This window comes from Klebsiella huaxiensis (assembly GCF_003261575.2).
Taxonomy (GTDB): Bacteria; Pseudomonadota; Gammaproteobacteria; order Enterobacterales; family Enterobacteriaceae; genus Klebsiella; species Klebsiella huaxiensis.
The window spans coordinates 2,047,420-2,072,791 of record NZ_CP036175.1; the positions used below are offsets into that span (position 1 = coordinate 2,047,420).

At 39.7% G+C, this 25,372-nt stretch carries 19 protein-coding genes; 17 read left to right on the forward strand and 2 right to left on the reverse strand.

Annotated features, from left to right (window positions below; genetic code table 11):
• Positions 1–7: 7 nt before the first annotated feature.
• From DA718_RS09730 to ugd, 17 genes are all read left to right on the forward strand, one after another.
• Positions 8–1,447: a capsule assembly Wzi family protein gene (locus DA718_RS09730; RefSeq protein ID WP_112213191.1), complete on the forward strand. Its 1,440-nt coding sequence runs from the start codon at positions 8–10 to the stop codon at positions 1,445–1,447.
• Between the two features lie 73 nt (positions 1,448–1,520).
• A complete protein-coding gene (locus DA718_RS09735) occupies positions 1,521–2,657 on the forward strand; it encodes a polysaccharide export protein (protein WP_112213192.1) in 1,137 nt (378 codons plus the stop codon).
• A 2-nt stretch (positions 2,658–2,659) separates the two neighbouring features.
• Positions 2,660–3,094, forward strand: coding sequence for an arsenate reductase/protein-tyrosine-phosphatase family protein (locus DA718_RS09740; RefSeq protein ID WP_112213193.1), 435 nt, complete (start codon positions 2,660–2,662; stop codon positions 3,092–3,094).
• A 15-nt stretch (positions 3,095–3,109) separates the two neighbouring features.
• Positions 3,110–5,275, forward strand: a complete 2,166-nt coding sequence (locus DA718_RS09745) for a polysaccharide biosynthesis tyrosine autokinase (protein ID WP_112213194.1) — start codon at positions 3,110–3,112, stop codon at positions 5,273–5,275.
• Between the two features lie 113 nt (positions 5,276–5,388).
• A complete protein-coding gene (gene wbaP, locus DA718_RS09750; protein ID WP_112213195.1) occupies positions 5,389–6,816 on the forward strand; it encodes an undecaprenyl-phosphate galactose phosphotransferase WbaP in 1,428 nt (475 codons plus the stop codon).
• Positions 6,817–6,845: 29 nt separating this feature from the next.
• Complete coding sequence (locus DA718_RS09755; protein ID WP_112213196.1) at positions 6,846–7,991, forward strand: glycosyltransferase family 4 protein; 1,146 nt, start codon at positions 6,846–6,848, stop codon at positions 7,989–7,991.
• 40 nt (positions 7,992–8,031) lie between these two features.
• Positions 8,032–9,201: a hypothetical protein gene (locus DA718_RS09760; RefSeq protein WP_130624357.1), complete on the forward strand. Its 1,170-nt coding sequence runs from the start codon at positions 8,032–8,034 to the stop codon at positions 9,199–9,201.
• Between the two features lie 19 nt (positions 9,202–9,220).
• Positions 9,221–10,438 (forward strand): cellulase family glycosylhydrolase, encoded by a 1,218-nt coding sequence (locus DA718_RS09765; protein ID WP_112213198.1) that lies wholly within the window; start codon positions 9,221–9,223, stop codon positions 10,436–10,438.
• 8 nt (positions 10,439–10,446) lie between these two features.
• On the forward strand, positions 10,447–11,532 hold the full coding sequence (locus DA718_RS09770) for a glycosyltransferase family 4 protein (RefSeq protein ID WP_112213199.1): 1,086 nt from the start codon (positions 10,447–10,449) through the stop codon (positions 11,530–11,532).
• Positions 11,510–12,604, forward strand: coding sequence for a glycosyltransferase (locus DA718_RS09775; protein ID WP_112213200.1), 1,095 nt, complete (start codon positions 11,510–11,512; stop codon positions 12,602–12,604). Before DA718_RS09770 ends, DA718_RS09775 begins: the two co-directional genes overlap by 23 nt.
• A 47-nt stretch (positions 12,605–12,651) precedes the next feature.
• A complete protein-coding gene (gene wcaK / locus DA718_RS09780; RefSeq protein WP_112213201.1) occupies positions 12,652–13,914 on the forward strand; it encodes a colanic acid biosynthesis pyruvyl transferase WcaK in 1,263 nt (420 codons plus the stop codon).
• Entirely contained in the window at positions 13,911–15,128 is a 1,218-nt protein-coding gene (locus tag DA718_RS09785; RefSeq protein WP_112213202.1) for a glycosyltransferase, read from the forward strand. Before wcaK ends, DA718_RS09785 begins: the two co-directional genes overlap by 4 nt.
• The gene (locus tag DA718_RS09790; protein WP_112213203.1) at positions 15,128–16,453 is read left to right on the forward strand and encodes an oligosaccharide flippase family protein; all 1,326 of its coding nucleotides are present in this window, start codon (positions 15,128–15,130) and stop codon (positions 16,451–16,453) included. The genes DA718_RS09785 and DA718_RS09790 overlap by 1 nt, the downstream gene beginning before the upstream one ends.
• Positions 16,454–16,594: 141 nt before the next feature.
• Positions 16,595–18,001 (forward strand): NADP-dependent phosphogluconate dehydrogenase, encoded by a 1,407-nt coding sequence (gndA, locus tag DA718_RS09795; protein WP_112213204.1) that lies wholly within the window; start codon positions 16,595–16,597, stop codon positions 17,999–18,001.
• Positions 18,002–18,228: 227 nt separating this feature from the next.
• Positions 18,229–19,644 carry a mannose-1-phosphate guanylyltransferase/mannose-6-phosphate isomerase gene (locus DA718_RS09800; RefSeq protein WP_130624358.1) on the forward strand — a complete coding sequence of 472 codons (1,416 nt, stop codon included), beginning with the start codon at positions 18,229–18,231 and terminating at the stop codon, positions 19,642–19,644.
• 23 nt (positions 19,645–19,667) lie between these two features.
• Positions 19,668–21,038 carry an O9 family phosphomannomutase RfbK gene (gene rfbK, locus DA718_RS09805; protein ID WP_130624359.1) on the forward strand — a complete coding sequence of 457 codons (1,371 nt, stop codon included), beginning with the start codon at positions 19,668–19,670 and terminating at the stop codon, positions 21,036–21,038.
• A 164-nt stretch (positions 21,039–21,202) separates the two neighbouring features.
• A complete protein-coding gene (gene ugd / locus DA718_RS09810; RefSeq protein WP_112217418.1) occupies positions 21,203–22,369 on the forward strand; it encodes a UDP-glucose 6-dehydrogenase in 1,167 nt (388 codons plus the stop codon).
• Between the two features lie 730 nt (positions 22,370–23,099).
• Here ugd and DA718_RS30265 read toward each other — a convergent pair.
• Both DA718_RS30265 and DA718_RS09815 read right to left on the reverse strand, forming a co-directional pair.
• On the reverse strand, positions 23,100–23,222 hold the full coding sequence (locus tag DA718_RS30265; protein ID WP_142512903.1) for a small membrane protein: 123 nt from the start codon (positions 23,220–23,222) through the stop codon (positions 23,100–23,102).
• Positions 23,223–23,701: 479 nt separating this feature from the next.
• Positions 23,702–24,706, reverse strand: coding sequence for an NAD-dependent epimerase (locus DA718_RS09815; RefSeq protein WP_112217417.1), 1,005 nt, complete (start codon positions 24,704–24,706; stop codon positions 23,702–23,704).
• Positions 24,707–25,372: the final 666 nt, after the last annotated feature.

Consider the following 25,372-nt stretch of genomic DNA (forward strand, 5'->3'; position numbering starts at 1 on the left):
TTGTACAATGATAAAAATTGCGCGAATCGCACTCGCATTAGGGCTGCTTACTTCTGCCAGCTCACTTGCCTATGCCTCTGGTCTGGTAATGAATGATAACGAACTCCGTAACGATCTGGCCTGGTTGTCCGATCGCGGAGTCATTCATCTCAGCCTGTCTACATGGCCTCTGAGCCAGGAAGAGATCAATCGAGCGGTCAAAAAAGCTAAACCATCCTACTCTTCCGAACAGGTTGTTCTGGCCCGAATTAACCAGCGGCTTTCTTCTTTGAAAGCCGATTTTCGCGTAAGCGGCTATACCTCAACGGATAAACCTGGCACTCCGCAAGGGTTTGGTCAGAACCAACCCGCAGATAGCTCATTATCATTAGCTTTTAATAATAGCGGCGAGTGGTGGGATGTTCATCTGCAAGGTAACGTTGAAGGTGATGAGCGCATAAGCAACGGTTCTCGTTTTAATGCCAACGGCGCGTACGGTGCAGTGAAATTCTGGAACCAGTGGCTCTCATTTGGCCAGATGCCGCAATGGTGGGGACCGGGATACGAAGGCAGCCTAATTCGCGGTGACGCCGCGCGCCCAATGACTGGCTTTTTAATGCAGCGTGCTGAGCAGGCCGCGCCAGAAACATGGTGGTTACGCTGGATTGGCCCGTGGCAGTATCAAATTTCCGCCAGCCAGATGAACCAATATACCGCCGTGCCACACACCAAGATTATTGGTGGGCGTCTGACTTTCACTCCGTTCCAGTCTCTTGAACTGGGCGCATCGCGCATTATGCAGTGGGGAGGGGAGGGGAGACCGGAATCGTTTAGTAATTTTTGGGATGGTCTGACGGGTAAAGATAATACCGAAGCAAACGATCCCAATGAACCAGGCAACCAGTTGGCTGGTTTTGACTTCAAGTTAAAACTGGAACCTACGTTGGGCTTGCCGATCAGTTTGTACGGTCAAATGATTGGTGAAGATGAGTCTGGTTTTTTACCTTCAGCAAATATGTTCCTTGGGGGAGTCGAAGGTCATCACGGTTGGGGCAAAGATGCTATCAACTGGTATGTGGAAGCGCACGATACTCGTTCGAATATGAGTCGTACTAATTACAGCTATACGCACCATATATACAAAGATGGCTACTACCAACAGGGCTACTCACTAGGTGATGCGATGGGAGGCGATGGTCAGCTATTTGCGGGTAAAGTCGAACTAGTGACCGAGGATAATCAACGTTGGAGCGCGCGTTTAGCGTATGCGAAGGTTAACCCAGAAAATCAGTCAATCAATAAGGCGTTTCCTCGTTCGGATACTTTGAAAGGTGTGCAACTGGGCTGGAGTGGTGATGTGTACAAATCGGTACGACTGAACACTTCTCTCTGGTATACCGACGCAAACCATAATGATAGCGATGATGTAGGTGCAAGCGCTGGGATAGAAATTCCATTTAATTTATAGCCTTAACACAGCTCCTGGAAAAAGACTGTTGTTGGGGGATTAGAAACTTTTGGTTTACTGATGATGTGACATTATGAAGAAAAAAATTGTTAGATTTTCGGCATTGGCATTGGCGATAGGTTTTTTATCGGGCTGTACCATTTTGCCGGGACAAGGGTTAAATAGTCTGCGTAAGAATGTGGTTGAGCTGCCGGATAGTGATTACGACCTTGATAAATTGGTTAATGTTTATCCAATGACACCGGGCTTGGTTGATAAACTCCGCCCCGAAACAGTTTTAGCTCGTCCTAATCCACAATTAGATAACTTGCTCAAAGGTTATGAGTATCGCATTGGTGTGGGTGATGTGCTAATGGTGACTGTTTGGGATCACCCTGAATTAACAACTCCAGCGGGTCAGTATCGTAGCGCTAGTGATACTGGTAACTGGGTTAATTCCGACGGAACAATATTCTATCCATATATTGGGAAAGTTCAGGTCGCTGGTAAAACGCTAAGCCAGATCCGTCAAGATATAGCAAGTCGCCTGACTACTTATATAGAAAGCCCGCAAGTTGATGTAAGCATCGCAGCGTTTAGATCTCAAAAAGCCTATGTCACTGGTGAAGTTGTTAAATCAGGGCAGCAGCCAATCACCAATATTCCACTAACTGTGATGGATGCAGTTAATGCAGCTGGTGGTTTAGCACCTGATGCTGACTGGCGAAATGTCGTGTTGACACATAATGGTAATGACAGAAAGATTTCTTTGTATGCATTGATGCAGAAAGGGGATTTAACTCAAAATCATCTATTATATCCAGGTGATATCCTGTTTGTGCCACGTAACGATGACTTAAAAGTATTCGTAATGGGGGAAGTGGGTAAGCAGAGTACAATGAAAATGGATCGAAGCGGCATGACACTAGCGGAAGCGTTAGGTAATGCTGAGGGTATCTCACAGGCAATGAGCGATGCTACAGGTGTTTTTGTTATCCGCCAATTGAAAGGAAATACACAAGGCCGAATTGCTAATATCTATCAGCTGAATGCTCAAGATGCCTCAGCAATGGTTTTAGGGACAGAATTTCAGTTACAGCCATATGATATTGTATATGTAACGACTGCGCCGTTAGTTCGTTGGAATCGTGTAATTTCGCAGTTAGTGCCAACTATAACTGGAGTTCATGATATGACTGAAACTGCAAAATTTATTAAGGATTGGCCGTAACAATGTTTGATTCTATACTGGTGGTTTGTACGGGAAATATATGTCGTTCTCCGATTGGTGAGCGATTTCTGCGTAATCTTTTGCCCAATAAAAAAATAGACTCAGCAGGAACAGGTGCGTTGGTAGATTATCCTGCTGATGATAGTGCGATTAGAATTGCAGAACGTCATGGACTTTCCCTAGACGCTCACAAAGCTCGACAATTTACTTCCTCTCTTGGACGTCAGTATGATTTGATATTGGTGATGGAAAAATCTCACATTGAGCAAATTGGAAATATTGCACCTGAAGCAAGGGGTAAAGCTATGTTGTTTGGTCATTGGATAAATCACAGGGATATCCCTGATCCATATCGGAAGAGTGATGAAGCCTTTTTATCTGTCTATAAACTCATTGAGCAAGCTGGTATTCTTTGGGCAAAAAAATTAGGTGCATAATTCGGGAATAATCGCATGTCATCAGTTACAAATAAAACTGCATCAAAAGATGTAGAAGAAATAGATTTAGGACGCCTTATCGGTGAATTTATAGACCACCGTAAACTCATCATTGCAGTAACTTCTCTTTTTACACTAATTGCATTGATCTATGCAATTTTCGCGACACCAATATACCAAGCTGATGCTCTTATTCAGGTTGAGCAAAAGCAGGCGAATGCAATTCTAAGCAACTTAAGCCAGATGTTGCCGGACAGTCAACCCCAGTCTGCACCAGAAATTGCGTTGATTCAGTCACGGATGATTTTAGGGAAAACTGTTGATGACTTAAATTTGCAGGCAAGGGTGGAACAAAAATTTTTCCCTGTCTTAGGCCGTGGTTTGTCACGATTAATAGGAGAAAAACCAGCGAGCTTGTATATATCACGATTATATATACCTGAAAATGGAACTGAAGATCCTGAAGTTATATTGACAGTAAAAGATAATTTTAAGTTTTCTATTGCATTTAATGATTCTACTGTAGAGGGAAAAGTTGGTGAATTATTCAATGAAAATGGAATTACACTTAAAGTTGATAAAATTGATGCAGAACCGGGTACAGAGTTTGTCATTGGCTATGTAAGTCGATTAAAAGCCATAACAGATTTACAAGAAGGATTAGTTGTTTCCGATCAAGGGAAAGATACGGGGATATTAACTCTTTCTTTGACTGGAGATAATTCTGAGTTAATTGAACGTATTATTAATAGTATTAGTGAAAACTATTTAGCTCAGAATATTTCTCGACAAGCGGCACAAGATGCAAAAAGTTTGGATTTTTTAAGCAAACAACTGCCACTAGTGCGAAGCGATCTGGATCTAGCTGAAGATAAATTAAATTTATATAGAAGAAAAAGTGATTCAGTAGATTTGTCATTAGAGGCAAAATCAGTACTTGATCAAATTGTTAATGTTGACAATCAGCTGAATGAATTAACATTTAGAGAGTCAGAAATATCTCAGTTATACACAAAAGAACATCCTACATATAAAGCATTAATGGAGAAAAGGAAAACTCTTCAGGATGAAAAAACCAAATTAAATAAACGTGTTTCATCCATGCCGGAAACACAACAAGAAATATTGCGTCTAAGCCGTGATGTTGAGTCTGGTCGTGCAGTGTATATGCAGTTATTAAATCGTCAACAAGAATTGAATATAGCAAAATCGAGTGCTATTGGTAATGTTCGTATTATAGATAATGCTGTGACTCAACCCAAACCCGTTAAACCGAAGAAGGTATTAATTGTTCTTATAGGTGTTATATTAGGTTGTATAGTTTCTGTTGGCCTTGTCGCACTTCGTATATTCTTACGTAGAGGTATTGAGACACCTGAGCAGCTTGAGGAGCTAGGCATTAATGTTTATGCAAGCATTCCTGTGGCTGAAACCTTTGCAAAAAGTGTAACATCAGGCAGTACATTTGGGCGCAAAAAGCCAGTTGAAGAAATTCAAGGTTTCCTTGCTGTAGATAATCCAGCAGATTTGGCCATTGAGGCTATTAGAGGGCTACGTACTAGTTTACATTTCGCAATGATGGAAGCAAGAAATAATGTTCTTATGATTTCCGGTGCAAGTCCTAATGCGGGGAAAACTTTTGTCAGTTCGAACTTGGCTGCTGTGATATCACAGACAGGAAAAAAAGTATTATTTATAGATACTGATATGCGGAAAGGATATACACATAAATTATTTAATCAAAGCAATGTAAATGGTTTGTCTGATTTGTTATCAGGTAAGATAGAAATTAATAAAGCGATAAAAAACATCCATACTGCCGGATTTGATTATATTTCCAGAGGGCAGGTACCTCCAAATCCAGCTGAATTGTTAATGCATAGACGCTTTGGTGAATTGGTTAGCTGGGCGAGCGAAAATTATGATATTGTAGTATTAGATACTCCACCAATATTAGCCGTAACAGATGCGGCTATTATTGGTCACTATGTTGGTACTACATTATTAGTTGCTCGATTTGAATTGAATACAGCCAAAGAAATAGATGTTAGTGTTAAAAGATTTGAACAAACTGGAGTAGTAGTTAAGGGTTGTATATTAAACGGTGTAGTAAAAAAAGCAAGTAGCTATTATGGTTATGGCTACAATCATTATGGATATTCCTATACAGAAAAAAAATAAAGTCAAATCGCGTAATAGAAAAAGAGGGATAGACAATCTGTTTATCCCTTTTATTTGTACTATACCAATTTATATTTTTAAATTAATTTTTTCATTAGAATTGAGAGGGGAATATGAGGCTTCTCATCAGGAATGTTATTGTCAGTACATCATTGGCAATATCTGATTTTTTCAGCTTTGTTATTTCTTTATATTTGGCAGTGGGTGTTCTATATATAACTTTAGCAGATTACGAAAAAATCATTCCGGCTAATCAAACTGAAGGTTGGATCGTCCTTCACTGGTTGCTTGCGTTTTGCTGTGTTGCTTGGTACTCGATGAGGCTTCGCCATTATTTTTACCGCAAAACATTTTGGTTTGAATTAAAAGAAATACTGCGAACTTTGGTAATTTTTGCTGTAATTGAAATTGCTGTGATGGCGTTCACTACATGGTCTTTTTCTCGTGTCGTTTGGATTTTGACATGGTTTTTTATTTTATTATTAGTGCCATTATCAAGAATGGTTACTAAACGCATTTTGGACGTGTTTGGCATTTGGCGAAGAAATACATGGATAATAGGTAATGGTAATAATGCACTTGAGGCTTACAAGGCGATAAATAGTGAGAGAAACCTTGGGTTAATGATAGTCGGTTTTATTGCCAGTGAGAATGGAACAATAAAAAACACTAGTATTGATGGAATACCAGTTTTATCCAATGACCTCAGTTGGTTATCAAATATGGATAAAAAAACACAATTTATAGTCGCTGTTGAATCACATCAGAGTGAAGTTCGTAATACATGGTTGCGTAATTTCATGATAAAAGGATATCGCTATGTCTCCGTTATTCCTACTCTAAGAGGAATGCCGTTAGATAGCACCGATATGTCTTTTATTTTTAGCCATGAAGTAATGATTTTTCGTGTTCAACAAAATCTTGCCAAATTGTCCTCTCGTATAATTAAACGTGTCTTCGATGTTGTTGGGGCATTATCAATAATTTTACTTCTATCACCTTTACTAATATATATTTGCATGAAAGTGAAGAAAGATGGTGGGCCAGCTATATATGGCCATGAACGTATAGGAAAAGGTGGAAAACCGTTTAAATGTCTAAAATTCCGTTCCATGGTAATTAACTCAAAAGAAGTTCTTGAAGAATTATTGAATAGCGATCTAAATGCAAAATTGGAATGGGATACTACTTTCAAATTAAAGAATGATCCACGAATTACTAAAATTGGTGGAATACTCAGACGAACTAGCTTGGATGAATTACCTCAACTATTTAATGTATTGAAAGGTGAAATGAGTTTGGTAGGCCCTCGACCGATTATTACAGCCGAACTTGAGCGGTATAACGATGAAGTCGATTATTATCTTTTAAGTAAACCAGGAATGACTGGGCTATGGCAAGTAAGTGGACGTAGTGATGTTGATTATGAAACTCGCGTATATTTGGATGCATGGTATGTCAAAAACTGGTCTATGTGGAACGATGTTGCTATATTATTCAAAACATTTAGTGTTGTTATCAATAAAGATGGCGCGTATTAACCATTCAATTTGTTTATAAGGAATAATCAATGAAGGTTGCCATAATTAATACACTTTATCATCCTAACAGACTCGGCGGAGCTGAACTTTCGGTGCAACTGCTTGCTGAAGAGCTTGTTAAAAATGGGAGTGAAGTTTTGGTTCTAACACTTCACAGCGAAGGTATTATAAGAAGAGATTTAGTTAATGGAGTTAACGTTACATATCTTCCTCTGTTAAATGTTTATTGGCCCTATAACAATAAACGACAAAATGTATTTATGAAATTGATTTGGCATGCGAATGATTTTTATAATTTCAGGATGATTAAGTCAGTTGAAAATGAGATAGACTTATTTCAGCCTGATATTGTCCATACAAATAATCTATCTGGTTTCTCTATGGGTATATGGCTATCTTTAAAAAAGAAAGGCATTCATATTGTACATACAGCCAGGGATTACTATATGTTTCATCCCAATTCTACACTTTTTAAGAATGGGATTTGTATGTCTATGAATAATCCTATTGTGAGAGTTAATAGATATTTCAAATCTCGAATGAGTAAAGGGGTTGATGCTTTCATTGGAATAAGTAGCTATGTTTCAGAGTTACATAAATCCTATGGCTTTGCTCCGAATGGTTTCCATAGCTTTGTATATAATCCTATAAATAAAATAGAGCATAATAGGGTTAGCGACAATAAGTTGACAATAGGTTTTATTGGGCGTTTAACAGCGGATAAAGGATTTGATCAGTTTATAAATAGTGCTGCATTATATTCAGATAAATTTAATTTCATTGCAGCAGGAAAACCGGATGCAAGTGAGCAGTCTGAAGAACTTGTAGATAAAGCTATAAAGTGTGGTGTGCAAGTTTTAGGGTTTGTACCGGCTGAGATCTTTTTTGATAAAATTGATATTCTTTTGCTACCAACAAAATGGAATGAGCCCTTTGGCCGAGTTGTCGCTGAAGCTGCTGTTGCAGGAATTCCCGTATACACAAATTATATCGGCGGGATTAAAGAGATTGCTTCATTTTTTGAATGGGTACGGGATATTAAATATTTTAATGAACCTGAAATGAATGAGATTGTAAAAAGTGCAAGGATGAGTGTTATTAAGATGGATAATCCTTTTAACATAAACGATCATGTAAGTCGGTACATGGAAATATATGGTAAAATAATTTCTTGATTGGAATGTCATAGATATGAAAGTTAACCATGAAAAGATCGTGATAATAGTTTTTTTGTCTTTTGTTGTAGTAAAGGCATTTGCTGGGCCAATTGGTATTGTTTTTCAGCCATTAAATTATGTTCCAACGTTACTAATGTTTCCACTTTTATTAATGCGTTGGGCAAAAGACTTTATAACTAAAGTGTCATCTATTGTGATAATTTCTTTAATTGGTGTGTATTTTTTAATAGGAATAGGTAACTCTAGTATTGCACAAGCATCGTTTGGCTTATATGTTCTAATTCCATTCTTATATTGTCTCGCTTATAGCCACACATTGCAAAAGTACATTTTTAGCGATAACCAAAAATATTATTACTTTTTTTTACTGACCTGTTGTGCTGGTATATACTATGTTTCCGAGTTTGGCGCTCCGTGGCTAGGTGGTATCGTTAATATAGGTGGGGTTGATAAAGTCATTTCAAGAGACTGGACAACTAGTGGTACACTTCGAAATCCTGGCTTCACTGCTGCTTCATTTGATGCTGCGACATTATTAATGATATGTTCTTTATTAATTATCTCTAAATTAGCCTCAGAAAAAAAATACTTTAAGGCTATATTTATTTTTGCTATTGCGTTACATTGTATTTATTTAACAACAACAAAAACAACAGTTATAACATTGATATTGGTCTTACTTATGATGTTACTACCATTGTTTATTTCAAGAAATATCATAAAAGCTACAGTCATTAGCTCTGTTGTTTTCACATACATATATATGATACCTCATTTAAAATATGATTCTTATGATCCTAAGAACACACTGCTAATGAGGATGTATGATACGTGGCCAAAGGCAATATTGATTCTTGATGATACTTTGTCTCTTTGGATTGGTAAAGGATTTGGTGCAATAGGTACACCTGCACTGTATTTTTCACCAAAGACTTATAGTCCGGCAGACAATATTTTAGTGTATATGTACGTGATTGGTGGCTTTATTAGTTTAACCCTGACAGCTATTTTTTTATTTAAATTCACGTTTTCAAAATTTTATGAAAGTAAGTTTGAAAAAAAATATTATTTAATTTCTTTTTGTGTTTTGATCGGTGGGGTAACATATAATTTATTTGAGTCCGTTTTTTATTCAATTAGCCTCGGGCTTATCGTTGGATGTTTATTTGATAAAGAAAACTGTTCAACCTTCGTTAGGAAAAATTAAAACTTAAATGAGGTCTACTATGAGGTATTTTTATGGCGTCATTTTTATTTTTTTTGGTTTTTTCTCAAATATGACATTTGGTTTTGAGTTAGGCGTCCATACTCACGCTCAGAAATATTCTGAAGAAGCTAATGAATTAAAAGAAAATATTGAAAAATTTGGGTTTAATAGTATAAGAACTGATATGTCATGGTCATGGGTAGAAAAATTACGTGGAAATTATGCCATGGGGGAAGCTGCAAAAAAAAGCCAAAGCTTAGTCGATTCATTTACATCAGATAATAATAGTGCACTTATTGTATTGGCATATGGCAATCCGCTGTATACACCAACTGGTTTTCCAGAAAATGAACAGCAAATTCAAGATTTTGTAAATTACACAACATTTGTTGTTTCTAATAATAAAGGCAAAGCTAAGTATTATGAAATTTGGAATGAATGGACATACAAAACGGGAATTCCTGACCGACGTAATAAAGTACCATCAAGTGATATATATTTAGAATTAGTGAAAAAAACCTACGAAAATATAAAGGCAATAGATCCCGATGCTATTATTTTAACTGGTACAGTTAACCCGACTAATAAAAGAGATGTTGAATGGTTTGATCAGCTAATTGATAAAGGTATTCTGAATTATATAGATGGTGTTTCTTTGCATCCTTATTCCTTTATGCATGGCAATAAAAAGTTGCGTGGTGCAACAGAAAATTACCAGACTTTAGTCGAATATCAAAAGCACCTCGTGACGAAATCGAAGAAAAATATTCGATTATACATAACTGAAATGGGTATACCTACCTATGATGGTGAGGGGGGGGTGAGCCGACTTGATGCTGCTAGGTTTATTTTTAAATACACATTACTTGTGATGTCAAATCCAGATATAAAGGGTATATGGTGGTATGATTATTCTGATGATGGTCTTTTAAGAAGGAATAAAGAAAATAATTTTGGGATGATAGATTTTTACTTTAAGCCTAAATCTTCAATTCTAGCAATAAGTGCTGTATCAAAAATTACAAATAAATCGCTAATAACATCGGAAATAAAAGATGATACAGTAATAATTAATATTAAGAGTGCCATAAATGGTAGTACTAGGCATGTGTCATGGAGTGATAAGAGTCCAGCAAATAGTAGCGTTAACGTCATAGACAATGGGAGTATCTACGAAGAAAGAAAAAGTAAAACTAGTAGTGAAGAGCAATTTTTATTTACTCCGCAGGTATATTGAGGAATTCTATGATTTATATTAATGGACGATATTTAACTCAATCATTGACAGGAGTTCAAAGGTTTGCATATGAAATATCAAAGGAACTGATATGTTTGCGACACGATGTCGTATTTTTAGTGCCGGACGAAAAATTGAACACAGTGTATGATATAGATGATTTTAGAATTGAAGTTGTAAAAGGAGGTCTTGGTCATTTTTGGGAACAAATCACGTTGCCAATGTTTTTAAAAAATAAAAAAAGACGATTACTAATAAATTTATGTAGTACGGCCCCAGCTTTTTATAAAAATCAAATATCAACTCACCATGATATAACCTATGTAAGATTTCCACGTAGTTTTTCATTTAAATTTCGATTGCTCTATAAATATCTGATCCCAAAAATTTTAAATAATTCAAAAAAAATCATCACCGTTAGCAATTTTTCAAAAAATGAAATATCGAATCATTATTCTATTTCTGCTGAAAAAATTGACGTGATCTATAATGCTGTAGGCAAACAATTTCTTACTCAGAGAGACGATGTTGATTATCGGAGTGATGATAGAGGTGATTTTGCATTGGCTGTATCATCACCGAATTATCATAAAAACTTCCACGGACTTATAGAAGCTTTTCTTGAATTAAATATAGATGTAAAACTTAAAATTATCGGAAGTCGCAGTTCAAGTTTCAACAATGTTAACTATAATTATCATGAAAATGAACGAGTTGAATTCTTGGGGAGGGTTAACGATGATGAATTGATTTCACTTTATAAACATGCAAAGTTCTTCGTTTTTCCTTCGTTGTATGAAGGTTTTGGTATTCCTCCTCTAGAAGCACAGGCTTGTGGCTGTCCAGTCATATCATCAAGTGCGGCATCTATGACAGAAATACTTGCTGAAAGTGTATTATATTTTAACCCATCATCGAAGGAAGATATTAAAAAAGCATTAGTAGCTATAGATTCTGATGATAGACTCCAGGAAAAAATACGGAATTTGGGTTTTTGCAATGTAATGAGATTTTCTTGGAAAAATTCGGCTATAAAAATTAATAATCTAATTAATGAACTAGGTGATTCGAATGATCATATTTCATGTTGCTGAGGTAATAAAAGGGGGGGTTGCATCTGTAATTAACGAACTTTTACGCGAACAAAGTACTGATACAGACATAAAGAAAGTTACATGCTTAATCCCAGATTCACAAAGGGAGGAACTAATAGCTGATGATGATTTATTATATACGTTCAAGCGTACAGGGAGAAACATTATTTCTCTTTTTCGCTTTTTCTTAAAATTTGTGTCGATACTAGTACGTGAGAAACCAGATATAATACATTTGCACAGTACATTCGCAGGCTTTGTCTGTCGCTTTGTACTTTTGCTATTCCCATTTGTTAAAGTTAAAGTTATCTATTGCCCCCATGCATTTTCATTTATGATGAAAAAAAATAGAGCAAAAGTTAAAATATATGCTGTGGTTGAACAAATTCTTTCTATAAAAACCAATGCAATTATTTGTGTTAGTAACTATGAAAGGGATAAAGCAATCGAAGTTGGCTTGAATAAGGATAAGCTTAAAACTATTTATAACGGTGTGTCTGAACCATCAAAGTCATTAATAGAAAGACCTGGATGTTCGGAATTAAATGTTTTATATGTTGGTCGTTTTGATTTCCAAAAAGGTTTTGATATATTACTAGACATAATTAAGTTATCAGCTCCAAATAAAGGAATCTCATTCACTATTATAGGCGATTTTGTATCAGAAAATGAAAGTTATTCAATAGCCTCTGAGAATGCGAAATTTTTAGGTTGGTTGCCAAAACAAGAAATTTATAAATATTATAGAAGTTCAGATGTATTACTTATCCCATCTCGATGGGAAGGCTTAGCTATGGTTCCTCTGGAGGCATTCAGTTGTAAATTGCCTGTAATTGCAAGTTCATGCTCTTCGTTCCCTGAAATAATTGATGATCATGTTAATGGTTTTCTGGTTGATATGGAGCAACGTGAGGATGTCGTAAATCTGTTACTAAGACTCAGTACAGCTGAGGGAAAGGATAAATTAAAAGACATGTCCACTAATGCTTATGAAACATATCATGAGAAGTTTTCTGCAGAAAAAATGACGTTATGTGTCAAAAAATTATACTCATCAATTTATAACGATTAATTTTTGTTATACTTATTTAAATTAAATAATATATAGTGAGAGGTAACATGAGAATTTTGCTTGTTGGTAACCATACCTGTGGGAACCGCGGAGATGGAGCTATTTTACGAGGGTTATTGGATAGCCTAAGATTAAATGATTCTACTGTTGATTTGGATATTTTAAGTCGATATGCTGTAAGTTCAGAGTATTTATTAGGTGAATCTATGATTCAAGATGATTTGTACTCTTCAAGAATTAGCAAAAAAAATGGTTTAATATCTAAACTTAAAAACAAAATAATAAATAAAATAATGCCATTTGTGTTGGTATCACATGCTAAAAAAAATGGATTCTTGCGCTATTATCCTTTGCCAAAGCATATTAGTGATTTTGTAAATAGTCTTAAGGACTACGATGCAATAATACAGGTCGGAGGATCTTTTTTCGTTGATTTGTATGGTTCAGGACAATTTGAGCATATTTTATGCTCTGCAATTGCTAATAAGCCTATTTATTTGATTGGACATAGTGTTGGTCCTTTTGAAATCAATTCGTTTAATAAAATTGCTCATTACGCCTTTTCAAAATCAAAACAAGTGATATTGCGTGAAGACGTGAGCAGAAATCTTATGTTAAAAGATAATTTTGACATGTCTAATGTCACAATGGGAGTTGATACAGCATTTCTGGTTCAAACTGATATAATTATCAGCGATTACATTATTTCTCATTGGCTTCAGTTAATTGACAAGAAAAAAACTGTTGCTATAACCGTTCGTAAACTGGCTCCTTTTGATCGGCGTTTAGGTGTAACCCAAAAAGAATATGAAATAGCGATAGTCAGAATGATTAATTACCTTATCAGTAAAGGGTATCAGGTGATAGCGTTTTCAACTTGCACTGGGATTGAAAGTTATCATAATGATGATCGCATGGTCGCTCTTTCTATTCAAAAATTAGTTAATAATGAATCGTTTCATGTTGTAATGGATGAAATTAATGATTTGCAATTAGGTGCATTGCTGAACAAATGCTCATTCACTATTGGTACAAGATTACATTCGGCAATTATTTCTATAAACTTTGGAACCCCAGCAATCGCAATAAATTATGAGCATAAGTCTTTAGGTGTTATGCAGGGGCTCAATATGAATGAGCTTTCTGCTAGTGTTGATGATTTAATTAATAGCAATATTATTAAAAAAATTGATTTCTTAATATCTAATTATGAAGAAATAAATCAAAAGCTATATTTAAATCTAACTGCGACCCGAGAACTAGGACATACTATGGTTGCGCAAGTTTTGAAATCAATAGGTGAAAAATGAAAATATTGTTCTTTTGTTTAAAATTCCCTTTAGCATCTGAGACTTTTGTTTTAAACCAAATTAATTATTTTATAAGTCTGGGGCATGATGTAAAAGTTTTATCATTATATCCAGGGGACATGAAAAATGTACATGAAGATTATTACAAATTTGACCTTTCAAGGAGAGTTAATTATATTTTTGAGAATGAATATAACAAGAGGAGCTTAACTTTTTATTCACGTGCGAGGCTTATTCTTAGTAATGTTTTTAAATTTAATTTGAAATCATTTAATTTCAAAAAATATGGTTTCTTTGTTTGTTCACTTCTATTACCTTCTATCGTCTCAAAGTTGAAAAATAGAATGTCTTCTGATGTTATTGTTGCTCATTTCGGTCATAGTGGTGCACTTGCTAATTATCTAAGAGATGTTGGAGTTATTTCTGGTCAATTAGTTACTGTATTTCATGGATATGATCTTTCAGCTGAAACATTGTTAAAAAAATATAATTTTGCATATAAAGATTTGTTCCTGTCGGGAGATTTATTCCTTCCAATTAGTGAAAAGTGGAAAGATAAATTAATTGAAATGCAATGCCCCCCTGATAAGATACATATTATAAGAATGGGAATTAAAGTTAAACATTTCGAATATAATGAAAGATCCTTTAGTGCAGAACCAATAAAAATAATATCTGTCTGTAGGCTAATAGAAAAAAAAGGGTTGGAGTATGCAATCGTCGCATGTGCTAATTTGAAAAAGTTAGGGTATAAATTTTCGTATCAGATAATTGGCTATGGTGAGCTACATGAACAGTTGTCATTATTAATTAATAAGCTAGATTTACAGGATAGCGTGAGCATTCTTGGTTTTCAACCTCAATCAGTTGTTAGAGAAATGCTTAACGATAGTCATGTTTTTCTATTGCCATCTGTTACCGCACAAAATGGCGATATGGAAGGGATTCCAGTAGCATTAATGGAGGCAATGGCGTCTGGCTTACCAGTGGTATCTACTTATCATAGTGGTATACCCGAACTCATTGAAAATGAAGTTACTGGTTGGTTATGCCCTGAAAGAGATGCTCAATCAATTACTGATGTTTTAGTTAAAATAATTAATCAAGAATTTGAAGTTGTTCAGATTGAAAGAAATGCAAGAATGGTCATTGTTAATGAATTTAATGAAGAGACAGAATATAATAAGATGTCTTCATTGTTGGAGCGGTTATAATGAGTAATCTGCGAAGCCAGGCTGCATGGCTTTTAGCATCTAATTTCTTTACCGCTGTACTACAAATAGTACAGATAAGTATTTTAGCGAGAAATCTTGATTTGCGAGAACTTGGTGTCCTGGCAATTGTTAATACGGTTTTAATGATTGCTATGATACTACAAGATATGGGGATGAGTAGCTATATTGTTCACAAACAAGAGCTATTAAAAAGAGACCAAAGTACAATTTTTTGGATCAATTTATTACTCAGCTTAATCGCGGGGATAATCGTTTGTTTACTTTCATGGCCTGTTTCAAAATTTTATCATCTCAATGAACTTAATCTATTGATAATGCTGGCTAGTCTAAATTTTATTTTCCTTGGTGCCTTATCTCAGTATCAGTCTCATTATATAAAATCAAAGAAAATGATTTTATTAGCGAAGATTGAGATGATCGCAAAATTTATATCTTTCTGTTTTGTAGTCTATACTATATATTTTACTGAATTACGCACGTCGGCTGTTATTTTAGGATTGATTCTGAATGCTGTACTAAGGCTTTTTATGATGGCCTTCTTCGGGGATAAACGTTGGAATCCATCACTTGAGTTTAACTCAAGTATCTGCAAGGATATTTTTAAATACGGAATATTTCAGCTGGGCTCTCAAGTTTTAAACCAGCTAAGAACCCAGTTGGATGTTATTATTATAGGTAAGGTTCTAGGGGGGGAGGCATTAGGGTTGTATTCCTTAGCTAAGGATTTAGTCATGCAGCCACTAAAACTTATATCACCTGTAATTAATAGACTGGCGTTACCCCGATTTGCTGAGGTTCAATCTAAAACGAAAGATCTTGGCAATGTTTTCTTGAGAGGGACATCGGTAATTATCATTTTTAGTATGATTACTTTTCTTGGGATCGCTGTTTTCTCTCCGGTTATTGTAGCGATTCTATATGGTATCAACAGAATTGAAATAGTCAATATTTTGCCATATATGCTGGTGTTTGCCTTGCTAAGACCAATGGGGGGCTTAACAGGGGCTATTGCTCAAGCAAATGGTAGAACTAATGTCGAATTTAGATGGAATGTGGTTGCAACGATAGTCGTAACATTAACAACTTCAACAATATATTTCTGTCCCCAGTTGTGGTATGTCTCTTTAAATCTTTCTATCTCCCAAATATTGATAAGTTTTTTAGTATACCCTTTTTTCATAGAGCGAGTAATTAAAGTTTCTTTTCTTACTTATATCTATAAGTGGTTTCCATTAACAATGTTGTTTATATTTGCAATGTTTTGCATTTATAATTTTAGACTTCTTATTCACCCTTTTTGGTGAGGTTATATAAAAATACAGCAGCATGCTCTTCTGTAACTCTCAACTATTAATTACTTTGCGCAAAACTATCTTTGCGCTAACATAATCATCACATTTAAGCTGCGAACATGTCGCAGTGACCACACCTGACAGGAGTATGTAATGTCCAAGCAACAGATCGGGGTTGTCGGTATGGCAGTGATGGGGCGCAACCTTGCGCTCAACATCGAGAGCCGTGGTTATACCGTCTCCGTTTTCAACCGCTCCCGTGAAAAGACCGAAGAAGTGATTGCCGAGAACCCTGGTAAGAAACTGGTCCCACACTATACTGTGCAAGAGTTTGTTGAATCACTCGAAACTCCGCGCCGTATCCTGTTAATGGTGAAGGCGGGCGCAGGCACTGACAGTGCCATCGACTCTCTGAAGCCTTACCTGGACAAGGGTGACATCATCATTGATGGTGGCAATACCTTCTTCCAGGACACTATTCGTCGTAATCGTGAACTTTCTGCTGATGGCTTCAACTTTATTGGTACTGGCGTATCCGGTGGTGAAGAAGGCGCACTGAAGGGCCCATCGATCATGCCTGGTGGGCAGAAAGAAGCTTATGAACTGGTTGCTCCAATTCTTAAGCAGATTGCTGCCGTCGCAGAAGATGGTGAGCCGTGTGTAACCTATATTGGTGCGGATGGTGCTGGTCATTATGTAAAAATGGTCCACAACGGTATTGAATACGGTGACATGCAATTGATTGCTGAAGCCTATGCTTTACTGAAAGGTGGTCTGGTTCTTTCTAACGAAGAGCTGGCTCAGACCTTTACTGAATGGAATGAGGGTGAGCTGAGCAGCTATCTGATAGACATCACCAAGGACATCTTCACCAAAAAGGATGAAGAGGGTAAATACCTGGTTGATGTGATTCTGGATGAAGCAGCCAACAAAGGCACTGGTAAATGGACCAGCCAGAGTTCTCTGGACCTGGGTGAACCATTATCTCTTATTACCGAATCCGTATTTGCTCGCTATATCTCCTCTCTGAAAGAGCAGCGTATTGCAGCGTCAAAAGTTCTTACTGGACCGCAAGCAAAAACTGCTGGTGATAAAGTAGAGTTTATTGAGAAAGTACGTCGTGCTCTGTATCTGGGTAAGCTAGTTTCTTATGCTCAGGGGTTCTCCCAGCTGCGTGCGGCATCTGATGAATACAACTGGGATCTGAACTACGGTGAGATCGCTAAAATCTTCCGTGCTGGTTGCATCATTCGCGCCCAGTTCCTGCAGAAGATAACTGATGCCTACGAGCAGAATCCTGGCATCGCCAACCTGCTGCTTGCTCCATACTTCAAGCAAATTGCTGATGACTACCAGCAAGCGTTGCGCGACGTCGTTGCCTATGCAGTGCAGAATGGCATTCCGGTTCCAACCTTCTCTGCGGCCATTGCTTACTACGATAGCTATCGTTCTGCAGTTCTTCCTGCCAACTTGATTCAGGCACAGCGTGACTACTTCGGTGCTCATACTTATAAGCGTACCGACAAAGACGGTGTATTCCATACCGAGTGGATGAATTAATTAATATACTGCAATAAAAAACCTGGTGAAAGCCAGGTTTTTTATAATTAGAAATAGAATATTAAATCAAGATATAAGTTTATAATTGTAAATATAATAATTTATTTATCTCCTTCAAAATATCATGTCTTCTTTTTTTGCAAGTTTGAATGTTTAAACTTACAAAAGAAGAAGTCATTACTTCTATAACGTCATTTTTATTACTTCATTTTATTAAGGATTTTATTATGTTGCTTCCTGTGATTATGGCTGGTGGCACGGGTAGCCGTCTGTGGCCGATGTCCCGTGAGCTCTACCCAAAACAGTTCCTGCGACTGTACGGGCAGAACTCCATGTTGCAGGAAACCATCTCGCGCCTCTCCGGGCTGGATATTCATGAGCCCATGGTCATCTGCAACGAAGAGCACCGTTTTCTGGTGGCCGAACAGCTGAGACAGCTCAATAAGCTGTCGAAAAATATCATCCTTGAGCCGGTGGGCCGCAATACCGCCCCGGCTATCGCGCTCGCGGCATTACAGGCCACGCAGAATGGCGATGACCCGCTGATGCTGGTGCTGGCAGCTGACCATATCATTAATAATCAGCAGGTCTTCCACGACGCCATCCGCGTGGCGGAGCAGTATGCCCAGGCCGACCATCTGGTCACCTTTGGTATCGTGCCGAATACACCGGAAACCGGCTACGGCTATATTCAGCGCGGTGATGCGCTGAGTGAGGGAGAGCACACGCCTTATCAGGTCGCCCGTTTTGTGGAGAAACCTGACCTTGAGCGTGCGCAGGCCTATCTGGCCTCCGGCGAATACTACTGGAACAGCGGCATGTTTATGTTCCGGGCGAAAAAGTACCTCTCCGAGCTGGCGAAATTCCGCCCGGATATTCTGGAAGCCTGCACGGCTGCCGTCCGGGCTGCCGACTGCGGCAGCGATTTTATCAGCATCCCGCATGATGTGTTCAGTACCTGTCCGGATGAGTCCGTCGACTATGCGGTGATGGAAAAAACCGCCGATGCGGTGGTGGTGGGGCTGGATGCGGACTGGAGCGATGTTGGCTCCTGGTCAGCGCTGTGGGAGGTCAGCCCGAAGGATGAGCTGGGAAATGTGTTAAAGGGAGATGCCTGGGTACACAACAGCCAGAACTGCTACATCAACAGTGACGAAAAGCTGGTGGCAGCGATTGGCGTTGAGGACCTGGTGATTGTCAGCACCAAGGACGCGGTGCTGGTGATGAATAAAAATCGTGCCCAGGACGTGAAAAAGGTCGTTGAGTACCTGAAAAGCAACCAGCGCAGCGAATATAAACGCCACCGCGAAATCTACCGCCCGTGGGGACGTAGCGACGTGGTGGTGCAGACGCCGCGCTTTAACGTTAACCGCATTACCGTCAAGCCGGGTGGCGCGTTCTCCATGCAGATGCATCACCACCGCGCCGAGCACTGGGTGATCCTCGCGGGCACGGGGCAGATAACGGTCAACGGCAAGCAGTTCCTGCTCACGGAGAATCAGTCGACCTTTATTCCCATCGGTGCCGAACACTGCCTGGAAAACCCGGGACGTATCCCGCTGGAAGTGCTGGAAATTCAGTCTGGCTCCTATCTGGGCGAAGACGACATTATCCGTATTAAAGACCAGTACGGTCGTTGCTAACTTTTGCAGGACATTGACTCAGAATGACACAGCTTAACTGTTTTAAAGCCTATGATATTCGCGGCAAACTGGGTGAAGAATTAAACGAAGATATCGCCTACCGCATCGGGCGCGCCTATGGTGAGTTCCTGAAGCCAAAACAAATCGTGGTGGGCGGCGATGTCCGTCTGACCAGCGAGTCCCTGAAGCTGGCGCTGGCCAACGGCCTGATGGATGCGGGTACCGACGTGCTGGATATCGGTATGAGCGGCACCGAGGAGATTTACTTCGCCACGTTCCATCTGGGCGTGGACGGCGGCATTGAAGTGACGGCCAGCCATAATCCGATGAACTACAACGGCATGAAGCTGGTGCGTGAAAACGCGAAGCCCATCAGCGGCGATACCGGCCTGCGCGATATCCAGCGTCTGGCGGAAGAGAATCAGTTTCCTCCGGTGGACGCATCCCGTCGCGGTACCCTGCGCCAGATTTCCATTATTCAGGCGTATGTGGACCACCTGATGGGCTACGTGAACCTGGCAAACTTCACCCGCCCTCTGAAGCTGGTGGTGAACTCCGGCAACGGTGCCGCCGGTCATGTGATTGATGAAGTGGAAAAGCGTTTCGTTGCTGCTGGCGTGCCGGTGACCTTTATTAAGGTACATCACCAGCCGGACGGCAATTTCCCGAACGGTATTCCTAATCCACTGCTGCCGGAGTGCCGCCAGGATACCGCTGATGCGGTACGTGAGCACGGGGCGGATATGGGGATTGCCTTTGACGGTGACTTTGACCGCTGCTTTATGTTTGATAATGATGCTGAATTTATCGAAGGGTATTATATCGTTGGCCTGCTGGCGGAGGCCTTCCTGCAAAAGCAGCCGGGGGCCAAAATTATCCATGACCCGCGCCTGACGTGGAACACGGTAGATATCGTGACCCGCAGCGGCGGCAGGCCGGTGATGTCGAAGACCGGGCATGCGTTCATTAAAGAGCGTATGCGTCAGGAAGATGCAATTTACGGTGGTGAGATGAGTGCGCATCACTACTTCCGTGATTTCGCCTACTGTGACAGCGGGATGATCCCGTGGTTGCTGGTAGCGGAGCTGCTGTGTCTGAAAAACAGCCCGCTGAAAGCGCTGGTGGCGGACAGGCAGGCGGCGTTCCCGGCCTCCGGGGAAATTAACCGCAAGCTGGAGAATGCGGCAGCGGCGATTGCGCGCATCCGCGAACGTTATGAGGCAGATGCGGCAAATGTGGACACCACCGACGGTATCAGTATTGAATACCCGGAATGGCGCTTTAACCTGCGCAGCTCGAATACGGAGCCAGTGGTACGTCTCAATGTGGAGTCTAAGGCAGATGATGCTTTAATGAAGGCTAGAACAGAAGAATTATTAGATCTTCTTAAATAGAGCTTATTCTGGATTAAAGCCATAAGGACAGGTTTTTCGAGTTATAGCTCACCTTATGGCTCTTTCTTGACTTCCCACTCTCGTGAGAGTAAAACCGCCACAAGTGTTGATTACCAGGGTGGCTAATATGCCGCCGTCCAGTTAACTGATTAAAGTGTGATCGAATGAAAATTACAATTTCCGGTACCGGTTATGTTGGTCTATCGAATGGCATCCTGATTGCGCAGAACCACGAGGTGGTTGCACTGGATATCATTCAATCTAAAGTTGATATGATTAACCAAAAGGTCTCCCCGATCGTCGATAAGGAGATCCAGGAATATCTGGCGGCAAAACCGTTGAATTTTCGTGCAACAACTGACAAGCATGATGCCTATCGTAATGCTGATTATGTCATTATCGCCACGCCGACTGATTACGATCCAAAAACAAATTACTTTAATACCTCAACCGTTGAAGCCGTTATTCGTGATGTCACGGAAATTAATCCTAATGCGGTAATGATTATTAAATCAACAATTCCCGTCGGTTTTACGCGTGATATTAAAGAGCGTCTGGGGATTGATAATGTTATTTTCTCTCCAGAGTTCCTGCGTGAAGGTCGTGCGTTATACGACAACCTGCATCCATCCCGCATCGTTATTGGTGAGCGTTCAGAACGCGCAGAACGTTTTGCTAACCTGCTGAAAGAAGGGGCGATTAAGCAGGATATCCCGACGCTGTTTACCGACTCTACTGAAGCAGAAGCAATTAAGTTATTTGCGAACACCTATCTTGCATTGCGCGTGGCTTACTTTAATGAGCTGGATAGCTATGCTGAGAGCCAGGGCCTGAACAGCAAGCAGATTATTGAAGGTGTTTGCCTCGATCCGCGTATCGGCAATCACTACAACAATCCTTCGTTTGGCTACGGCGGCTACTGTCTGCCTAAGGATACCAAGCAGCTGCTGGCAAACTACGAATCCGTGCCGAATAACATCATTGGCGCAATCGTTGATGCTAACCGCACACGTAAAGATTTTATTGCTGATTCTATCCTTGCGCGTAAGCCTAAAGTTGTTGGCATCTACCGCCTGATTATGAAGAGTGGCTCTGATAACTTCCGCGCTTCATCGATTCAGGGCATCATGAAGCGTATCAAGGCCAAAGGCATCCCGGTCATCATTTATGAGCCAGTGATGCAGGAAGATGAGTTCTTTAACTCTCGTGTCGTGCGTGACTTTGATGCTTTCAAACAAGAAGCTGATGTTATTGTTTCCAACCGCATGGCTGAAGAATTATCGGATGTAGCCGAGAAGGTTTATACCCGCGATTTGTTTGGCAGTGACTAATCTCTCCTCTGACCGGTAGTTTTCGCTGCCGGTCAGAACCTTTCACCCGTTCTTTCTCCCTCCTGAGCTGTTCAGTTATTCGCCTGGCGAATCGTCCCACTTTTACCCCAGACTAAAGACCAAAAAACGTGACCCCGCTTATATTCTTTAATCGATGATCTTGTGCCAATCATTGAGGTCGGATATGTTAAATCTACCTTGTGAAGAGCTACCGTCACTGAGATGTAGATGCTGGAGATAAGCGCCGGAAGGTAAAACAGAGCCTGCTTGCAGGCTTTTGTTATTTCTGAATCCAGGATTCTGGAAGCTGCAGCTCCCAATCGTGCGATGCACTCCTGGTCAATGTTTGCTCGGTAGATGGGCAGGGGGCGTTGTGGGAAGCTGCAATATTAGTGGCTTATAATGCACCTGTAGTCATATACCCGTCATACTTCAAGTTGCATGTGCGTTGGCTGCGCTCGTTCACCCGAGTCACTTACCAGAGTAAGCTCATCGGGATTCACTCTCTTGCCGCCTACCTGCAACTCGAATTATTTAGGGTATAGAGATGTATTATTGATGTTTTAATGCATAATATCGATTTCCGATAGCTGAATAACTTAAGGTTATCACCACTACTAATTTACCAATGCCAGCTGATAAAGACCGTACAGCTCCCCACCGCTGGCAGTGTTTTATTCTTATATTATTATTTCCTATGCCAGCATTATAATTATATTAATTTTTCGTTTCACCACTTGCGCTTGTTAAATGTTAGTTTGGTTTTTTTCTGATCTTTGAGATAAGAAATCAGAAAGAAAACTGAAACAATCAGTAGTATGGCAGCAACGACCAAGAAAAAAATATTTTCCATGATACATACCAGATTGGGAGTAATGTTATAAGTCCATTTGCCTGAGCACTTATGATTCATCTGCTAAAGTTTGCTTTAGCTTGATTAACATAACCTAAGTTTAAGAAAATTCCTATATGTTGTGTGTGGTATTTATCAGGAAAGAATATAACGCTTTTTCTATGATTTTTTACTGAATCCTGAACCCGTAGTCATTATTTTTTATGGATTAAAAACCTGTCTTTTACAGATATTGTGAGATTATAGGCTGCATGGGAGGTGGCAGAAGAGAGGGGGAATATGGGGTTACGATAAAAAATATTTCCAATTAGTTTATTCTTGGTTGACTTTGGCAAGATTTAGTCGGTTTTATGAACATTGCACATAAGTCGAGTCCGATCAGTGAGGCTAACTAAACAAGGCCTTTGAATGACGTTTCCCCCCGGCGTAAAAAAGCCGCAATGTAGACACTGCGGCTTATCGTTTGCTATCTCCGGATATTACGCTTTGTAATATGCCTTATACCAATCAACGAAATTCTTCACTCCCTGCCTGACCGTTGTCTGCGGTCTGAATCCAACCATATCATACAGCGGTTTGGTGTCGGCACTGGTTTCCAGTACATCTCCGGGTTGAATCGGCATCATATTCTTCTCAGCCTTCATCCCTAAAGCCTCTTCCAGCGCAGTGATGTAATCCATTAGCTCAACGGGTGAACTATTACCGATGTTATAAAGGCGATATGGGGCTGAGCTGTCTGCTGGCGAGCCCGTCTCAACCGTCCACTCAGGGTTGGCTTGCGGAATGATATCCTGCATGCGCACTATCGCCTCGACGATATCGTCAATATAAGTGAAGTCGCGCTTCATTTTCCCATAGTTGTATACATCAATACTCTTCCCTTCCAGCATAGCCTTCGTGAACTTGAACAGCGCCATGTCCGGCCGACCCCATGGGCCATAAACGGTAAAGAATCGCAGTCCGGTAGTTGGGATCCCGTAAAGGTGGGAGTAGGTATGCGCCATCAGTTCGTTTGCTTTCTTGGTGGCCGCATACAGTGAAACCGGGTGATCAACCGAATCGTCGGTTGAGAATGGCATCTTGCGGTTTAAACCATAGACAGAGCTGGATGAGGCATATAACAGATGTTCGACTTTGTTATGTCGGCAACCTTCCAGTATGTTCAGATAACCAATCAGGTTGGAATCAGCGTAAGCGAACGGGTTTTCCAGGGAATAACGTACGCCAGCCTGTGCGGCGAGGTGGATCACTCGATTAAACTTCTCACTAGCGAAAAGTTGAGCCATACCTTCACGATCGGCCAGATCAATTTTGTGAAAACTGAACAGGGGAGATTGCAGTAAGTCCAGGCGAGACTGTTTAAGATTGACGTCGTAGTAGTCGTTCATATTGTCGATACCGACAACCTCATGACCCGCCTCCAGAAGGCGCCTGCACGCATGAAAACCGATAAATCCTGCGGCTCCAGTCACTAAAAACTTCATATTTATCCTCCGGGTTTGCTGTGCCCCGCTCAATATAATCATCGATTTTACACTGGCTTGCCGCATGGATCACCCGCTTTCCCAGTGCAGGCTACGTTGTTGCTATAGATGTGGCCAGTTAGAAGGGCCCCTGAAGGTTCAAAGTCATGTGGTTATTGGTAAATAATAATTATTATCACCATGCAATGAGGTTAGCATTCAAATAATAACATTGTGGTTTTTATGCTTTGAAATGATTTGTTTGTACATTGAATGCGCTATCAATAGCGTTAAGCTGATGCGGTTTTATATTGTTAGAAATTATGTATTCTCCGAGTATTTCCGCAGGAATCATTCGTGAATTCCATTTGTTTAATTTTTTACATTATGTAACCACCTGTTTTTAATCGAGTTGTGTAATTGTTTTGTGTGGTTCAATTGATTGCCTTTGATCATTCATTCTTTTTGTGAATTAATTATTAAGCTTTTCCATTTTTATTCTGACTAACCAGCGCTATACTACGCAGATAATTCATCTGTTTGGTGTATGTGTTGTTGGCGTATGATCTATCTATCCCATCTTCTGGAACATATCGTGAGCGTTTTACCCAAAAAGATAGTCGATCTGCTTTGGTCAGATGTTGTTGGCCAAAAGTGGGGCCTGGCCTTATGTTGCAACTCCGCGGT

What these genes read in the sequence shown, in the direction of transcription:
- rfbK (WP_130624359.1), top strand. Translation starts at nt 19,668, where the DNA reads ATGACACAGCTTAACTGTTTTAAAGCCTATGATATTCGCGGCAAACTG.
- DA718_RS09785 (WP_112213202.1), top strand. Translation starts at nt 13,911, where the DNA reads ATGAAAATATTGTTCTTTTGTTTAAAATTCCCTTTAGCATCTGAGACT.
- DA718_RS09730 (WP_112213191.1), top strand. Translation starts at nt 8, where the DNA reads ATGATAAAAATTGCGCGAATCGCACTCGCATTAGGGCTGCTTACTTCT.
- DA718_RS09800 (WP_130624358.1), top strand. Translation starts at nt 18,229, where the DNA reads ATGTTGCTTCCTGTGATTATGGCTGGTGGCACGGGTAGCCGTCTGTGG.
- wbaP (WP_112213195.1), top strand. Translation starts at nt 5,389, where the DNA reads ATGAGGCTTCTCATCAGGAATGTTATTGTCAGTACATCATTGGCAATA.
- gndA (WP_112213204.1), top strand. Translation starts at nt 16,595, where the DNA reads ATGTCCAAGCAACAGATCGGGGTTGTCGGTATGGCAGTGATGGGGCGC.
- DA718_RS09740 (WP_112213193.1), top strand. Translation starts at nt 2,660, where the DNA reads ATGTTTGATTCTATACTGGTGGTTTGTACGGGAAATATATGTCGTTCT.
- wcaK (WP_112213201.1), top strand. Translation starts at nt 12,652, where the DNA reads ATGAGAATTTTGCTTGTTGGTAACCATACCTGTGGGAACCGCGGAGAT.
- DA718_RS09735 (WP_112213192.1), top strand. Translation starts at nt 1,521, where the DNA reads ATGAAGAAAAAAATTGTTAGATTTTCGGCATTGGCATTGGCGATAGGT.
- DA718_RS30265 (WP_142512903.1), bottom strand. Translation starts at nt 23,222, where the DNA reads ATGGAAAATATTTTTTTCTTGGTCGTTGCTGCCATACTACTGATTGTT.
- DA718_RS09745 (WP_112213194.1), top strand. Translation starts at nt 3,110, where the DNA reads ATGTCATCAGTTACAAATAAAACTGCATCAAAAGATGTAGAAGAAATA.
- DA718_RS09765 (WP_112213198.1), top strand. Translation starts at nt 9,221, where the DNA reads ATGAGGTATTTTTATGGCGTCATTTTTATTTTTTTTGGTTTTTTCTCA.
- DA718_RS09815 (WP_112217417.1), bottom strand. Translation starts at nt 24,706, where the DNA reads ATGAAGTTTTTAGTGACTGGAGCCGCAGGATTTATCGGTTTTCATGCG.
- DA718_RS09790 (WP_112213203.1), top strand. Translation starts at nt 15,128, where the DNA reads ATGAGTAATCTGCGAAGCCAGGCTGCATGGCTTTTAGCATCTAATTTC.
- ugd (WP_112217418.1), top strand. Translation starts at nt 21,203, where the DNA reads ATGAAAATTACAATTTCCGGTACCGGTTATGTTGGTCTATCGAATGGC.
- DA718_RS09755 (WP_112213196.1), top strand. Translation starts at nt 6,846, where the DNA reads ATGAAGGTTGCCATAATTAATACACTTTATCATCCTAACAGACTCGGC.
- DA718_RS09770 (WP_112213199.1), top strand. Translation starts at nt 10,447, where the DNA reads ATGATTTATATTAATGGACGATATTTAACTCAATCATTGACAGGAGTT.
- DA718_RS09775 (WP_112213200.1), top strand. Translation starts at nt 11,510, where the DNA reads ATGATCATATTTCATGTTGCTGAGGTAATAAAAGGGGGGGTTGCATCT.